The organism is Pseudomonas caspiana, assembly GCF_040224095.2.
GTDB lineage: Bacteria > Pseudomonadota > Gammaproteobacteria > Pseudomonadales > Pseudomonadaceae > Aquipseudomonas > Aquipseudomonas caspiana.
Window position 1 is genome coordinate 5,901,740 of the sequence record NZ_CP167995.1, and the last position, 14,041, is coordinate 5,915,780.

The 14,041-nt window shown below is 57.3% G+C and carries 14 protein-coding genes; 8 read left to right on the top strand and 6 right to left on the bottom strand.

Annotated elements, in window-relative coordinates; genetic code table 11:
- Nucleotides 1-19: 19 nt before the first annotated feature.
- Nucleotides 20-1,168 (bottom strand): acetylornithine deacetylase, encoded by a 1,149-nt coding sequence (gene argE, locus ABRP31_RS26585; protein ID WP_349971194.1) that lies wholly within the window; start codon nucleotides 1,166-1,168, stop codon nucleotides 20-22.
- A gap of 204 nt (nucleotides 1,169-1,372) precedes the next feature.
- On the opposite strand from argE, the gene ABRP31_RS26590 reads away from it, so the two are divergent.
- Together ABRP31_RS26590 and ABRP31_RS26595 are read left to right on the top strand one after the other, a co-directional pair.
- On the top strand, nucleotides 1,373-1,915 hold the full coding sequence (locus ABRP31_RS26590) for a hypothetical protein (protein WP_349971195.1): 543 nt from the start codon (nucleotides 1,373-1,375) through the stop codon (nucleotides 1,913-1,915).
- A gap of 299 nt (nucleotides 1,916-2,214) precedes the next feature.
- The gene (locus ABRP31_RS26595) at nucleotides 2,215-3,582 is read left to right on the top strand and encodes a CYTH domain-containing protein (RefSeq protein WP_349971196.1); all 1,368 of its coding nucleotides are present in this window, start codon (nucleotides 2,215-2,217) and stop codon (nucleotides 3,580-3,582) included.
- A 138-nt stretch (nucleotides 3,583-3,720) separates the two neighbouring features.
- On the opposite strand, the gene ABRP31_RS26600 is transcribed toward ABRP31_RS26595, so the two are convergent.
- The 4 genes from ABRP31_RS26600 to ABRP31_RS26615 are packed head-to-tail and all read right to left on the bottom strand — an operon-like array spanning nucleotide 3,721 to nucleotide 6,572.
- Nucleotides 3,721-4,458 carry an amino acid ABC transporter ATP-binding protein gene (locus tag ABRP31_RS26600; protein ID WP_349971197.1) on the bottom strand — a complete coding sequence of 246 codons (738 nt, stop codon included), beginning with the start codon at nucleotides 4,456-4,458 and terminating at the stop codon, nucleotides 3,721-3,723.
- Entirely contained in the window at nucleotides 4,445-5,095 is a 651-nt protein-coding gene (locus ABRP31_RS26605; protein WP_193441876.1) for an amino acid ABC transporter permease, read from the bottom strand. The genes ABRP31_RS26600 and ABRP31_RS26605 overlap by 14 nt, the downstream gene beginning before the upstream one ends.
- Nucleotides 5,092-5,757 (bottom strand): amino acid ABC transporter permease, encoded by a 666-nt coding sequence (locus ABRP31_RS26610; RefSeq protein ID WP_087271912.1) that lies wholly within the window; start codon nucleotides 5,755-5,757, stop codon nucleotides 5,092-5,094. The genes ABRP31_RS26605 and ABRP31_RS26610 overlap by 4 nt, the downstream gene beginning before the upstream one ends.
- A 29-nt stretch (nucleotides 5,758-5,786) precedes the next feature.
- Entirely contained in the window at nucleotides 5,787-6,572 is a 786-nt protein-coding gene (locus tag ABRP31_RS26615; RefSeq protein ID WP_349971198.1) for a transporter substrate-binding domain-containing protein, read from the bottom strand.
- 252 nt (nucleotides 6,573-6,824) lie between these two features.
- Between ABRP31_RS26615 and ABRP31_RS26620 the strand changes: the two genes are divergently transcribed.
- The 5 genes from ABRP31_RS26620 (at nucleotide 6,825) to ABRP31_RS26640 (ending at nucleotide 12,484) form a co-directional block, all read left to right on the top strand.
- Complete coding sequence (locus tag ABRP31_RS26620; RefSeq protein WP_087271918.1) at nucleotides 6,825-7,529, top strand: FadR/GntR family transcriptional regulator; 705 nt, start codon at nucleotides 6,825-6,827, stop codon at nucleotides 7,527-7,529.
- Nucleotides 7,530-7,810: 281 nt separating this feature from the next.
- Entirely contained in the window at nucleotides 7,811-8,140 is a 330-nt protein-coding gene (trxA, locus tag ABRP31_RS26625) for a thioredoxin TrxA (protein ID WP_005792406.1), read from the top strand.
- Nucleotides 8,141-8,370: 230 nt separating this feature from the next.
- On the top strand, nucleotides 8,371-9,630 hold the full coding sequence (gene rho, locus ABRP31_RS26630) for a transcription termination factor Rho (RefSeq protein WP_024689162.1): 1,260 nt from the start codon (nucleotides 8,371-8,373) through the stop codon (nucleotides 9,628-9,630).
- A gap of 419 nt (nucleotides 9,631-10,049) precedes the next feature.
- Nucleotides 10,050-11,516, top strand: a complete 1,467-nt coding sequence (gene ubiD, locus ABRP31_RS26635; RefSeq protein WP_087271921.1) for a 4-hydroxy-3-polyprenylbenzoate decarboxylase — start codon at nucleotides 10,050-10,052, stop codon at nucleotides 11,514-11,516.
- Entirely contained in the window at nucleotides 11,516-12,484 is a 969-nt protein-coding gene (locus ABRP31_RS26640; RefSeq protein WP_349971199.1) for a CDP-6-deoxy-delta-3,4-glucoseen reductase, read from the top strand. Before ubiD ends, ABRP31_RS26640 begins: the two co-directional genes overlap by 1 nt.
- Nucleotides 12,485-12,495: 11 nt before the next feature.
- Here ABRP31_RS26640 and ABRP31_RS26645 read toward each other — a convergent pair whose 3' ends face one another.
- Nucleotides 12,496-12,990 carry a sn-glycerol-3-phosphate transporter gene (locus ABRP31_RS26645; protein WP_349971200.1) on the bottom strand — a complete coding sequence of 165 codons (495 nt, stop codon included), beginning with the start codon at nucleotides 12,988-12,990 and terminating at the stop codon, nucleotides 12,496-12,498.
- Nucleotides 12,991-13,332: 342 nt separating this feature from the next.
- Here ABRP31_RS26645 and ABRP31_RS26650 point away from each other — a divergent pair, with 342 nt between their 5' ends.
- Nucleotides 13,333-14,007: a gamma-glutamylcyclotransferase gene (locus ABRP31_RS26650; protein WP_349971201.1), complete on the top strand. Its 675-nt coding sequence runs from the start codon at nucleotides 13,333-13,335 to the stop codon at nucleotides 14,005-14,007.
- Nucleotides 14,008-14,041: the final 34 nt, after the last annotated feature.

Consider the following 14,041-nt stretch of genomic DNA (forward strand, 5'->3'; position numbering starts at 1 on the left):
AATTCAGGCATGAGCCGATTCATTTCGGGCTCAGGCAATAATGTTCAATCAGTTGGCTTAACAGACGCACTGTAGGCTGCAAACGTGACATTTCAAGATACTCACCCGGCTGATGCGCGCAGGCAATATCACCGGGGCCCAATACCAGCGTTTCGCACCCCAGACGCTGAAAATAAGCGGCCTCGGTCCCAAATGCTACCGCTTCGGCGCGATGCCCTGTAAGACGTTCGGCGACACGCACCAGTTCCGCATCGGCGGCCTGCTCGAACGGCGGAGCCTCAGGAAACAACGGCGCGTAATCAATTTTTACCTGATGCAGTTCGGCCAGCGGCTCCAGCTTCTGACGAATCGCGGCGCGCAGTACAGTCGGATCCATGCCTGGCAGCGGGCGCAGGTCGAATTCCAATGAACACTGACCGCAAATCCGGTTCGGGTTATCCCCGCCGTGGATGCAACCGAAATTGAGGGTCGGCGTCGGCACGCTGAACTGCGGGTTGCGGTACTCAAGCTGCCACTGCTTGCGCAAATCCTTGAGCTCGCTGATTGCATCGTGCATGGCTTCCAGAGCGCTGTGTCCCAGACTTGGATCAGAGGAGTGACCGCTGCGTCCGAGAATATCGATGCGCTCCATCATCACGCCTTTATGCAAACGAATCGGCTTGAGGCCCGTCGGCTCACCGATCACGGCCGCACGACCTAAAGGCCGACCCGCCTCGGCCAACGCACGAGCGCCTGCCATGGAGCTTTCTTCGTCGCAGGTCGCGAGGATCAACAGCGGCTGCTTGAACGGCTTATCCAGCAACGGCTGCACGGCTTCGATAATCAACGCGAAGAAACCTTTCATGTCACAACTGCCCAGCCCGACCCAGCGGTTGTCGACTTCGGTCAACTTCAGCGGATCAGTTTTCCACAGGGCCTCATCGAACGGCACCGTGTCGCTGTGCCCGGCCAATACCAGCCCGCCAGGACCACTGCCGAAACTGGCCAGCAAGTTGAACTTGCCCGGCGAAACCTGCTGGATATCACACGCAAAACCCAGATCGCCCAGCCAACCGGCCAGCAAATCAATCACCGCACGGTTGGACTGATCCAGTGAAGGCTGGGTGCAGCTCACCGAAGGGGCGGCAATCAACGCGGCGAATTGGTCTTTCATGGACGGCAAGGGCATGTGCGTTTCCTTTAACGGGAGAGCTTGCCGACCATCATAGGGGTATCGGGCAGTGGGAATAAACCGTTAAGGAAGGTTTGAAAGGGGTAAAAGACGAATCCTCACAATGACGAAGGGCAATTCAACAACGGCACGTCGCGTTTTCACTCAGAGCCGTTTCACCCCCATGGGATAAAATGTGCGCTCTAAAGGTTGGCGAGCGTAATGTCTTATTTTTCATCTACGCCGACAGGCGCTGAACGCTACGAACTCTCGCACCTTGAGCCCTTTACTTTTGTCATCAACAGCAAACTGGCGAAGCGCGACCTGCGGGTTCACGTAACGTTTTCTACTCACTGCTTCAGCAAGGCTTATGATCCAGCGTTGCACACCAACGGTGAACCCATCATCGACTCGCAGACGCAGCGACCGAGATCCTTTTGCCCCATCAGATACGAATTATCCCGCCATTTACGTCCGTTGATTGAAAGTCTTGGGCATCCAAAAGCCAAGGTTTGGGAAACTGCAGCAGAGCGCAATTGGTGCTATTCGATTACGGTCGACTCCCCATCCGGCCCCTACTACGTATTTTTTGAAATCCGCCGAGCTAGCCGTGAACGACGTCAGTGGCAGGATTTGAACCTGGTAGTAGAAAGCGCTTACCACGATGATAAGAGAAACGAGGGACCAAAGCTTAAAGGGTCAATCGCCTTTGTCCTGCTCTGCGGCAAGACATATTTGCACCAGCCGACTTCAACACGGCGGTAAAACGAAAAAAGGCGCCGGTTGAGGGCGCCTTTTTCGTATGCGGTAAAGCAGATCCGGACACCACTCTCGACCCGCCTTGCGCGAGTACGGCTTTCGCCGCTGGGAAGCGCTCAATCTCATCCGGTCAGTCGCTTCGAGGGTCCAACTCTACTTAAATACGCCCGCCGAAGCAATATGGGCGCGACATGAGAGCTTAGCGGGCAGCTTAAAGGCCATGTCCTGTACACTGCCCACCCTAAGTAGCCACGCAACAACCGGCTGCACCCCGTTTATCAGTAAAAGCGTCTGGATTCCCGGCCATGCAGAAAGAAACAGAAATCAAACTCCGCGTCAGCCGCGAAACCCTCGCTGCACTGCGCGATCACCCGTTGCTGAAAAAGCGTAACAAGAGCGGCTGGGAGAGCGTGGAGCTGTCCAATCAGTATTTCGATACGCCCGAGCGCGACCTGGCCAACGCCAAGGTTGCCCTGCGCGTGCGCCGTGATGGCGATCAGATCATCCAGACCATGAAGACTCGCGGCCAAAGCGTGGCCGGGTTCTCCGAGCGCAACGAGTTCAACTGGGACCTGCCCAAGGCCAAGCTGGACCTGAAGAAGCTCGACGGCGAATGCTGGCCTGAGCAATTGGCCGAGCTGGACAAGAAAACCATCAAGCCGCTGTTTACCACTGACTTCGTCCGAGAGCGTGCAGAGATCGCCTGGGGCCGCGGTAAAACCAAGGTGGTGATCGAAGCAGCACTGGATCTCGGTCATGTAGTGGCGGGCAAGCAGAAGGAAGAAATCTGCGAGCTGGAGCTGGAATTACGCGAAGGCGATCCGTCCGCACTGCTGGAGTTGGCCGCTGAACTGGCCGTGACCCTGCCGCTGATGCCGTGCGACATCAGCAAGGCCGAACGCGGCTATCGTCTGCTGGACGCCAGCAGCTATTCGCTGACGCTCCCGGCTCCGCAGTTCTACGCTGAAATGCCGCTGGATGATGCTTACGCTGCACTGGCCCTGCATTTGTTGGGCAGCAGCCAGCGTCTGGCCGAGCAATACCGTTTCAACGGCCACTGGCGCTTGCTTCAGGACTGGGTTGCGTTGCTCGCGGAGTTGCGCGCACTGACCGGCAGCCTCGGCCAGGCCGCACCACGCAGCACCAGCAGCGAACTGCGTTCGTCGCTGGATGCCTTGCTGGAAGACTGGCGTCCACTGGTTCAGGCAGGCCAGGAAGATGAGGATGTGCGTGGCGCAGCTCACGAGCAGTTTCTTGAAGAGCTGCAGGACCCGCGCTGGGGCCTGTTCTCGCTGACCACTTCGCGCTGGTTGCTCGCACGCAGCTGGACAGTGGAACGTAATAACCGCGGCAATCGCCAAGGCGCCGCGCAACTGGATAGCTGGCTGCCGCGTTTTCTGGCCGATGAAGCCACGGCTTTGCAACTGGGTCGTTATCAACAGCAACCAGAAGATCTGGCCGAGCAACTGCCGCGTATCGAGCGCATTCAGGCCTGGCTGCACCACGCCCGTGGCGCGCTGGACCTGCCGGAGCTGGATCGTCTGTACGGGGAGCTGAACAAGCTGGTGCAGCTGGCCGAACAGCCGATCAGTGATGAAGTGCTGGATGCTCGCGTGCAACAGACCATCGTCGTGTTCCAGAGCCGTGCGTGGAAGACGTTGCTGCGGTTGTAAGCAACGCTAATAACTGTGGGAGCCAGGCTTGCCCGCGATAAGACTGGACGCGATTCACTCTAGATCACGCCTGGCCTTATCGCGGGCAAGCCCGGCTCCTACAAGAGATTACTTTTCAAATTTAGTTGTATGGGCCTCTTAAGCCCCCTGCTCCACCGACCCGATAAAATTCGACAGCTCTGGCGTTCTAGGGTTAGCGAACAGGATCTTCGGATCGCCCACTTCATGCACCTTACCCTGGTGCATGAACACCAGTTTGTCGCCCACTTCACGGGCGAAGCGCATTTCGTGGGTCACCATGATCAGCGTCATGCCGTCTTTTGCCAGTTGACGCACCACGCTGAGCACTTCGTTGACCAACTCCGGGTCCAGCGCCGAGGTGATTTCATCGCAGAGCAATACCTTGGGCGACATCGCCAGCGCACGAGCAATCGCCACGCGCTGCTGCTGACCACCTGAAAGCCGATCAGGGAAGGCATCGAACTTCTCACCCAGCCCGACACGTTCAAGCATCTCTTTGGCAATCTTCCTGGCTTCAGCTTTCGAAACCTTCTTCACCACCTGCGGTGCCAACATCACGTTCTCGCCAACACTCAAATGCGGGAACAGGTTGAACTGCTGGAAGACCATGCCGACTTTCTGCCGCAACGAGCGCAGGTCTGCGCGGGCGGCATCCAGGTACTCGCCATCGACTTCGATAACGCCGTCGTTGATCGACTCCAACCCGTTCAACGTACGCAGCAGCGTACTTTTGCCCGAGCCGCTACGACCGATGATCGCCACGACCTGGCCTTCTTCAACCGTCAGGTCGATGCCTTTGAGAACGTGATGGTCGCCGTAATATTTATGCAGCGCGGAAATTCTAAGCAGAGGCATGCAGTCTCCTTTCCAGGTAACGGGCACTGAGGGACAGGGGATAGCAGAGCATGAAGTAGCCCAGAGCGACGAAGCCATACACCATGAAGGGCTGGAACGTAGCGTTGGCGAGCATGCCGCCGGTTTTGGTCAATTCGGTAAAACCAATAATCGAGGTCACTGCGGTGCCTTTGACGACTTGCACCGAGAACCCGACTGTAGGCGCAACGGCAATGCGCAGCGCCTGGGGCAGAATTACATAACGCAGTTGCTCCAGCGGCGTCATCGCCAGACTGGCAGACGCTTCCCACTGGCCATTGGCGATCGACTCGACGCAACCGCGCCAGATCTCAGCCAGGTAAGCACTGGTAAACAGCGTGAGGGCCAACGCTGCAGCGGCCCATGGAGAAATATCAACGCCCAGCAAAGCCACACCGAAGAACACCAGGAACAGCTGCATCAGCAGCGGCGTACCCTGAAACAGTTCGATGTAAACCTTGGCGATAACGCGTGGCGCATTGAGCTTGGCGATGCGCATACACATGACCAGCAAACCGATCACGCCGCCGCCGATGAACGCCACCAACGACAGGGCCAGGGTCCACTGCAGGCCGGTGAGCAAGTTACGCACAACATCCCAGAGGGTGAAATCCATCAGCTTTTCCTCGAAATGTAGCGACGACCAATCCAGGCCAGAAGCTGGCGAACCATCAGTGCCATAAAGAGGTAGATCAGCGTCGTGACGATGTACGTCTCGAAAGCCCGAAAATTACGCGACTGAATGAAGTTGGCGAAGAAGCTCAACTCCTCGGTAGCGATCTGTGAACAGACTGCCGAACCGAGCATCACGATAATGATCTGGCTGCTCAATGCCGGCCAGACTTTACCCAATGCGGGAATCAGCACGACGTAGCGGAACGCTTCGAAGCGCGTCATCGCCAACGCGGCAGCGGCTTCCAGCTGGCCTTTGGGAATCGCCTGGATGCCTGCACGGATAATCTCCGTTGAGTAAGCACCCAGGTTGATCACCATGGCCAGAATCGCCGCCTGCCATTCGGAAATCTGCAGGCCCAGAGACGGCAGCCCGAAGAAGATGAAGAACAACTGCACCAGGAACGGCGTGTTGCGTATCAGCTCGACATAGACCCCGAAAATCGCCGAGAACGGCTGAATCTTCCAGGCCCGCACGATGGCGCCGATGATGCCCAGGCCGACCCCGAGCAACGTGCCAATGGCGGTCAACTCCAAGGTAAACAACGCCCCGCGCAGAAGCAGATCGGCATTCTGCATGACCGGTGCAAAGTCAAAGTTGTAAGCCATTGGCAGCCTCCGAAATCAGTGAACAGTTATCAGAGGTCAGCGGGCAGGGGCTGCTTGAGCCAGGTCTGGGAGTTCTTCTCCAGCGAGCCATCTTTCTTGGCGGCATCAATGATTTCATTGACCTTGGCCAGCAGCGCGCCCTGATCCTTGTTGACACCCACATAAACCGGGGAATCCTTGAGTTTCACTTTCAGCTCAGGGATGCGCTTCGGGTTCTTCTCACTGATCGCGACCATTACCACGTTGCCGCTGGCGATCAGGTCAGTCTGGCCAGCCAGATAAGCCGCAATAGTGGAGTTGTTGTCTTCAAAGCGCTTGATGGTCGCTTCTTTCGGCGCAACAGCGGTCAGCTCGATGTCTTCGATAGCGCCGCGGGTGACGCTGATGGTCTTGCCTTTGAGATCGTCCAGACCTTTGATCGACGCCTCAGGTGGACCGAATACCGCCAGGTAGAAAGGCGCGTAGGCCTTGGAGAAGTCGATGACTTTCTCACGATCAGGGTTCTTGCCGAGGCTGGAGATCACCAGATCCACCTTGCCAGTGGTCAGGTACGGAATGCGGTTGGTGCTGTTGACCGGCGTCAGCTCCAGTTTGACCTTGAGCTGGTCAGCGATCAGCTTCGCGGTGTCGATGTCCAGGCCACGGGGCTTCATATCCGGACCTACCGAGCCAAACGGCGGGAAGTCCTGTGGCACGGCAACTTTCAACGTGCCGCGTTTCACGACGTCGTCCAGACCATCGGCGTGGGCAGGTGCCTGGCTGAGCATGAGGCTGGCAAACAGGGCAGTAAGCAGAGCGCTGTAACGCTTGGTCATAGGAAGACTCCGTGAAGGACGACAGGTGTTTGTCCGCAACCTCAGTGCACAGCCCATGCCATCCGTTCATACGCAGCCATAAACCAAGGCTTTGCGCTGAATTTCGGTCTTACTGGTCTGACCAGTCAAACCATTCGACGCCCTGCTTTGGCGCGCCAGAGAGCCCGGCCGCCCTAGGCTTGGGCGTCGCTTGCCGAATTGTGAAGATGGTTATAAAAGGGACTTTTCGCGGACTGACTGGCCTGAACAGTGATGCCCTATAGCCCACTTGCCGTACCCGAGTCAGCCTTGAGGGCAATCCGTAAATTGATTGCCGAACAAGGCTATCAGCCCGGCGATAGCCTGCCGTCGCAGCGTGATCTGGCGGCCCTCCTTGGCGTCAGCCGTGCGTCGTTGCGCGAAGCGTTGTCGTCGCTGAGCGCACTTGGCGTGGTCAGCGTACAGCCCGGCAAAGGCGTGTTCGTCCAGGCGATTTCTGAACCAGAAAAGCGCACAGGCGGTTTTTCCTGGCCTTTCGACGCACAGGTTTCACCAGCTGATACGTTTCAACTGCGTTATGCACTGGAAGGTTTTGCTTCAGGGCTGGCGGCCGTGACCTTGACCGCCGACGAGCGGGACGTACTGGAAGACAACGTCGAAGCCATGCGCCTGGAGCTGCGCGCCGGGGATTTCGAGTCGGCGTCACGGCTGGATTTCGAATTCCATCGGCACATTCTGATCGCCAGCGGCAATCAAGCCATGCTCGGCATCATCACTGCAGGTGCCGATATCTTCCTCGAAAGCCAGAAAATGCCTTTTATCCGCCCCTCGCGAGCAATGGAAACCTGGCAGGAACACCGCAAGATCCTCCGCGCCCTGGCCCGCCACGCATCGGGCCCCGCGCAGAAAGCCATGCACGAGCACATTCGTAATGCAGCCCTGCGGACCGGGATTGTTTTCGTTTCGCCAGCGAGCTAGAGCATCTGACGATCTGCAGGAAGCACACGTACCTGTAGGAGCTGCCGAAGGCTGCGAAGCATTCATTCTGATACGCCGCCATCGCAGCCTTCGGCAGCTCATACAGGGATTCATTCCGGGTGAAGTTTCGCGCTGGTTGAAGATCGGCCTTGCTAAAACCCTCCCCCTATAACCAGACTCATGGACCTCTATAGCCATACTCAATCAAAGCCGACTTCCTGAACGGGGCAAGGCCCGCTATGATGGGCCACGTTTTTTAGCCTACTAACTCGGAGAACTCCATGAGTAGCGACCTTATCAAGCATGTCAGCGACGCCAGCTTTGAAGCCGACGTCCTCAAGGCTGACGGTGCTGTACTAGTTGATTACTGGGCTGAGTGGTGTGGCCCGTGCAAAATGATTGCCCCGGTTCTGGACGAAATCGCCGAAACCTACAAAGGCAAACTGACTATCGCCAAGCTGAACATTGACGAAAATCAGGAAACCCCGGCCAAGCATGGCGTGCGTGGTATCCCGACTCTGATGCTGTTCAAAAACGGCAACGTTGAAGCCACCAAAGTCGGTGCGCTGTCGAAGTCTCAGCTGGCAGCGTTCCTGGACGCCAACATCTGATGCACCAAAGCCCTGCAAATTGCGGGGCTTTTTTTCGGGATCGATACTAGACGCCTCGAAAATCAAGTGGTACATTCGGCCCCGCAACGGCTTCTCCGTTGCCCCCTGCTAGCCGTCGCCGACGCTCTCCTTTCGATTTAGTACGCGATCCTGTCGCCTTCTCTGCGGCGCGGCCTCATTAAGCCCACAAGCTTAATTTTTCCCCTCCTACATGATTACGTCATTCCCATATGAATCTGACTGAACTCAAGCAAAAGCCGATTACCGATCTGCTCGAAATGGCCGAACAGATGGGCATAGAAAATATGGCCCGTTCGCGCAAGCAGGATGTGATTTTCTCCCTGCTGAAAAAGCACGCCAAAAGCGGCGAGGAAATTTCCGGTGATGGCGTGCTGGAGATCCTCCAGGACGGCTTCGGTTTCCTGCGCTCTGCAGACGCTTCCTATCTCGCCGGCCCAGACGATATCTACGTCTCGCCGAGCCAGATCCGCCGCTTTAACCTGCGCACTGGCGACACCATCGTCGGCAAGATCCGTCCACCGAAAGAAGGCGAGCGTTACTTCGCACTGCTCAAGGTCGACACGATCAACTACGACCGTCCGGAAAACGCGAAGAACAAGATCCTCTTCGAAAACCTGACGCCGTTGTTCCCGAACGTGCGCATGAAGATGGAAGCCGGTAACGGTTCCACTGAAGACCTGACCGGCCGCGTAATCGACTTGTGCGCCCCGATCGGTAAAGGTCAGCGCGGCCTGATCGTTGCTCCGCCAAAAGCGGGCAAGACCATCATGCTGCAGAACATCGCGTCGAACATCACGCGTAACAACCCGGAAGTGCACCTGATCGTTCTGCTGATCGATGAGCGTCCGGAAGAAGTAACCGAAATGCAGCGCACCGTGCGCGGCGAAGTGGTTGCCTCGACGTTCGATGAGCCGCCAACCCGCCACGTGCAGGTTGCTGAAATGGTGATCGAGAAAGCCAAGCGCCTGGTCGAACACAAAAAAGACGTGGTGATCCTGCTCGACTCCATCACTCGTCTGGCTCGCGCCTACAACACCGTGATTCCAAGCTCCGGCAAGGTACTGACGGGTGGTGTCGATGCCCATGCTCTGGAGAAACCGAAACGTTTCTTCGGCGCAGCACGGAACATCGAAGAAGGCGGCTCGCTGACCATTATCGCCACCGCGCTGGTTGAAACCGGCTCGAAGATGGACGAAGTGATCTACGAAGAATTCAAAGGCACCGGCAACATGGAGCTGCCTCTGGATCGCAAGATCGCTGAGAAGCGCGTGTTCCCGGCAATCAACATCAACCGTTCCGGTACCCGCCGCGAAGAGTTGTTGACCGCCGATGACGAGCTGCAACGTATGTGGATCCTGCGCAAACTGCTGCACCCGATGGACGAAGTCGCTGCTATCGAGTTCTTGATCGACAAGCTGAAGCAGACCAAGACCAACGACGAGTTCTTCCTGTCGATGAAACGCAAGTAACAGGCAGAACCGCAGCACAAAAAATGGCGCCCTCACCGGCGCCATTTTTTTATTCTGAAATAGCGCTAAATCCCGGCGGGAAGCTTTATGTGTGCCCGCAAGCTGATGTGACGACGTGGGACCGGCTTTAGCCGGGAAGGCGGTATTTCTGCAGATGAATATTAAGCGTCTGTCCCGACCTCTTCCCGGCTGAAGCCGGTCCCACGTCATCATTGATTCCTGTGGGAGCGAGGCTTGCCCGCGATGAGGCTGGACTCGACTCCAGATAAAAACCGCGGAGGTCTTATCGCGGGCAAGCCTCGCTCCCACAGGAATGTATTTCAACAATTGGTATTAGCGACCCAATCCCGATACTTCAAAGCTGCCACGAACTCTAAGAGCAGGTACGATACGAACCTATTTTATCGGTGGCCGGGTTAATGAAATTCAAGGATCTACGGGATTTCGTGCAGCAGCTTGAGCAGCGCGGAGAGTTGAAACGCATTCAAATGCCCATTTCCCCAGTATTGGAAATGACCGAAATCTGCGATCGGACCTTGCGCGCCAAGGGCCCGGCTCTGCTGTTCGAAAAGCCAGTCGGCTTTGATATTCCAGTATTAGGGAATCTGTTCGGCACACCAGAACGCGTTGCCATGGGCATGGGCGCTGAAGAAGTCAGCGAGCTTCGAGAAATCGGCAAGCTGCTGGCATTCCTGAAGGAGCCTGAACCACCCAAGGGCTTGAAAGACGCCTGGTCCAAGCTGCCAATCTTCAAGAAAGTCATCTCCATGGCGCCCAAGGTCGTCAACGACGCGCCTTGCCAGGAAATAGTCATCGAAGGCGATGATGTAGATCTGGGCATGCTGCCGGTACAGACCTGTTGGCCTGGCGACGTTGGGCCACTGATCACCTGGGGCCTGACCGTCACTCGCGGTCCGAATAAAGAACGCCAGAACCTGGGCATCTACCGCCAGCAGGTCATCGGCCGCAATAAAGTCATCATGCGCTGGTTGAGCCATCGTGGCGGCGCGCTGGACTTCAAGGAATGGTGCATCAAGCACCCCGGTGAACCGTTCCCGGTGTCCGTTGCCTTGGGCGCGGACCCGGCAACCATTCTTGGCGCCGTAACGCCGGTACCGGACAGCCTCTCCGAATATGCTTTCGCAGGTTTGCTGCGCGGCAACCGTACCGAGCTGATCAAGTGCAGGGGCAATAACCTGCAAGTCCCCGCCAGCGCGGAAATCGTTCTGGAAGGCGTCATCCATCCGGGCGAGATGGCCGATGAAGGCCCGTACGGCGATCACACCGGCTATTACAACGAAGTCGACAGCTTCCCGGTATTTACCGTCGAGCGAATCACCCACCGCATCAAGCCGATCTATCACAGCACTTACACCGGCCGTCCACCTGATGAGCCCGCGATTCTCGGCGTCGCATTGAACGAAGTGTTCGTGCCGATCCTCCAAAAGCAGTTCCCGGAAATCACCGACTTCTACCTGCCACCCGAAGGTTGCTCGTACCGGATGGCAGTGGTGACCATGAAGAAGCAGTACCCCGGCCACGCGAAACGCGTGATGCTCGGTGTGTGGTCGTTTTTGCGACAGTTCATGTACACCAAATTCGTTATCGTCACCGACGACGATATCAATGCCCGGGACTGGAACGACGTGATCTGGGCCATTACCACGCGCATGGACCCCAAGCGCGACACGGTAATGATCGAAAACACGCCGATTGATTATCTGGATTTCGCCTCGCCGGTTTCCGGACTGGGTTCAAAAATGGGGCTGGATGCAACGCATAAATGGCCGGGTGAGACCACGCGTGAGTGGGGTCGGGTGATCGTCAAGGACGAAGCCGTTACACGCCGGGTCGACGAAATCTGGAATCAGTTGGGAATAGATTGATGCGCGTAACTTTGCAGCCTTCGGGTGCGGTGCTGGAAACCTTGCCCGGCGAGCGGATTCTCGATGCCGCTCAACGCCTGGGCTATGAATGCCCGCAAAGCTGTCGCAACGGCAACTGCCACGTGTGCTCGGCGCTGCTGGTGCAAGGTCGCGTGAAACAGGCCGATGATGAGCTGAGCCACGGCGAGATCTATACCTGCCTTGCAGAGCCACTGGAAGACTGCGAAGTGCTGTGGGACGGCGTGCTCGCTCTGGGTGAGTTACCCGTTCGCAGCCTCGCCTGCCAGTTGAGCGAGTGCATGGAAGTTGGTGGTGATGTCTGGCGGGTCGGCTTGCGCGCTCCGGCAGGCAAGCCGCCGCGTTATCACGCCGGCCAGTACTTGATGATCCATAAGGACAGCGGCGAAAAGTCGGCGTTCTCCCTGGCTTCCGCGCCCCACAGCGGTCGCGATCTGGAAATGCACGTACTGGTCCGCGAAGCCAGCGCGCAAAGCCTGATTGAGCAACTGCAGCGCGATCAAATGGCCCGCATCGAGCTGCCATTCGGTGACACGCACCTGGCCGATCTGCCCGATGGCCCGCTGGTGCTGATCGCCGCCGGTACCGGTATGGCGCAGATGCACAGCCTGATCGAACACTGCCGCGCCAAAGGCTTCACCCATCCGGTGCACTTGTACTGGGGTGCGCGTCGCCCGGACGACTTCTACGAAATCAAGCACTGGGAAGAATGGAAAAAACTGCCCAATCTGTTTCTGCACAAAGTGGTCAGTGACCTGTGTGGCTGGGAAGGACGTTGCGGCATGCTGCATGAAGCCGTTTGCGAAGACATCGACGACCTGTCGGCAGTCCATGTCTATGCCAGCGGCTCACCGGCCATGATCTACGGCACCCTCGACGCATTGGTCAGCGCCGGGATGGATGCACACCAGATGCGTGCCGACGTATTTGCCTACGCACCGCGCCCCTGATCAGGACGCCGTTAAAAGCGAAACCCTACGTTAAGCATCGCAGCGGAGGCTCCCAGCAGGACAGCTTCCGCGACGACCAGCCCAAGGTTGATTCCCACCCCAGGGATGATTACAGGAGCCACGCCGAAGCGATTCAACGGAATCTTGTCGCGGTACTGCCCGCGGTAGCCATGCAGCAGCCCACCGGTGACCTTTAGATACACGGCCGGATACCGGCTGCTGTTGAAGCGCTTGCCAACATAGCCGTACACGGAACGCTGCGCGAACGAATTGCGGAAAGTCGCGCCACCATAGACCAGTCCTGATGCTTCATTGCGCTCAAGACCGATCAAGTTCTGGCGATTGTTATGCTCCGGTGAGGGCGAAAAATGCCGGGTATACACGCTGGTTTGCACGACCCAAAAACCGTCCCCGCTCTCTTCTGCCTGTAAGTCGGCCTTCGCCTGTATTGCCCCGGCGCCCAGCGCTACGAGCAATATTCCGTTGATAGCTACACCCGCTTTCATGCCCAGACCTTTTCGCTTATGACTTTAAGGCTGGGCGTTATACGACTCGCGCGGTTGACTCCGTAAGCGGAAGTCTCCCAATGTTACGTAGGATTCGTCCGTGAATTAAACACGACGGCCGCGCGTCGTTTATCGGGAAATGTTCTGCATTCGCCTGTACACAACTTGCGTGGTTTGCTAATTGCATTGTTTTTTTTATTAAATAGATTCAAGTGTTTCACTCGTGAAACGTGATCGCCGAATCATCAGCACGGCGCACACTGTTTTAGCCTGCGTCGTATTGAACGCGTCACTTACACAAGATCCGCTACAACTGGCCACTCACAGGCCAGGGGAGCCCGAATGGAGAATCAAATCAATAGCTTGTCAGCGGCCGTCCACGACGGTCTGGGGCTGACGTACCCGCCCGTTATCGATCTGGGTCCACAACTGACCCGCGAGCAATTGATGCTCTCGATGAAAAAAACCATGCAACTTCATGAAGGTGGGCCCGTCTGGCTGTTTGCTTATGGGTCATTAATCTGGCGCCCCGAGTGCACCGCAGTCGAGCGCCAACGCGGTCGTATTCATGGCTACCATCGCGGTTTGTACCTGTGGTCGCACGAGCACCGGGGCACCCCGGAAATGCCGGGCCTGGTATTCGGCCTGGATCGCGGCGGTTCCTGCAGCGGCTTTGCCTACCGCTTGCCGGAGGACAATCTTGAAGAATCGCTGCTCGCCCTGTGGCAGCGAGAAATGCCCTTCCCTTCCTACCGCCCACATTGGCTCAACTGCCGCTTGGCAGACGGCCGACGGGTTCAAGCGCTTGGATTTGTGCTGGAGCGACACTTGCCTAGCTACGCGGGCAACCTGCCGGACAGCGTACTCAGTCAGGTACTGGCCAGCGCCAGCGGCCGTTATGGCACCACCCGCGACTACGTCGAACAAACCGCCAACGCACTGCGCAGCCACGCCATGCCGGATTTGAATCTGGAGGCGCGGTTGAAGCGGTGTTGGGTTGAGGAGCAGGGGGTTTAACTCGTGGGACCAGATTGATCCGAGAAGAGGTCGG

Excerpts from the sequence above, each read along its gene's own strand:
- ABRP31_RS26600 (WP_349971197.1), bottom strand. The coding sequence starts at position 4,458 with ATGCCTCTGCTTAGAATTTCCGCGCTGCATAAATATTACGGCGACCAT.
- trxA (WP_005792406.1), top strand. The coding sequence starts at position 7,811 with ATGAGTAGCGACCTTATCAAGCATGTCAGCGACGCCAGCTTTGAAGCC.
- ABRP31_RS26640 (WP_349971199.1), top strand. The coding sequence starts at position 11,516 with ATGCGCGTAACTTTGCAGCCTTCGGGTGCGGTGCTGGAAACCTTGCCC.
- ABRP31_RS26615 (WP_349971198.1), bottom strand. The coding sequence starts at position 6,572 with ATGACCAAGCGTTACAGCGCTCTGCTTACTGCCCTGTTTGCCAGCCTC.
- ABRP31_RS26620 (WP_087271918.1), top strand. The coding sequence starts at position 6,825 with ATGCCCTATAGCCCACTTGCCGTACCCGAGTCAGCCTTGAGGGCAATC.
- ABRP31_RS26610 (WP_087271912.1), bottom strand. The coding sequence starts at position 5,757 with ATGGCTTACAACTTTGACTTTGCACCGGTCATGCAGAATGCCGATCTG.
- ABRP31_RS26650 (WP_349971201.1), top strand. The coding sequence starts at position 13,333 with ATGGAGAATCAAATCAATAGCTTGTCAGCGGCCGTCCACGACGGTCTG.
- ubiD (WP_087271921.1), top strand. The coding sequence starts at position 10,050 with ATGAAATTCAAGGATCTACGGGATTTCGTGCAGCAGCTTGAGCAGCGC.
- rho (WP_024689162.1), top strand. The coding sequence starts at position 8,371 with ATGAATCTGACTGAACTCAAGCAAAAGCCGATTACCGATCTGCTCGAA.
- ABRP31_RS26645 (WP_349971200.1), bottom strand. The coding sequence starts at position 12,990 with ATGAAAGCGGGTGTAGCTATCAACGGAATATTGCTCGTAGCGCTGGGC.
- argE (WP_349971194.1), bottom strand. The coding sequence starts at position 1,168 with ATGCCCTTGCCGTCCATGAAAGACCAATTCGCCGCGTTGATTGCCGCC.
- ABRP31_RS26590 (WP_349971195.1), top strand. The coding sequence starts at position 1,373 with ATGTCTTATTTTTCATCTACGCCGACAGGCGCTGAACGCTACGAACTC.
- ABRP31_RS26595 (WP_349971196.1), top strand. The coding sequence starts at position 2,215 with ATGCAGAAAGAAACAGAAATCAAACTCCGCGTCAGCCGCGAAACCCTC.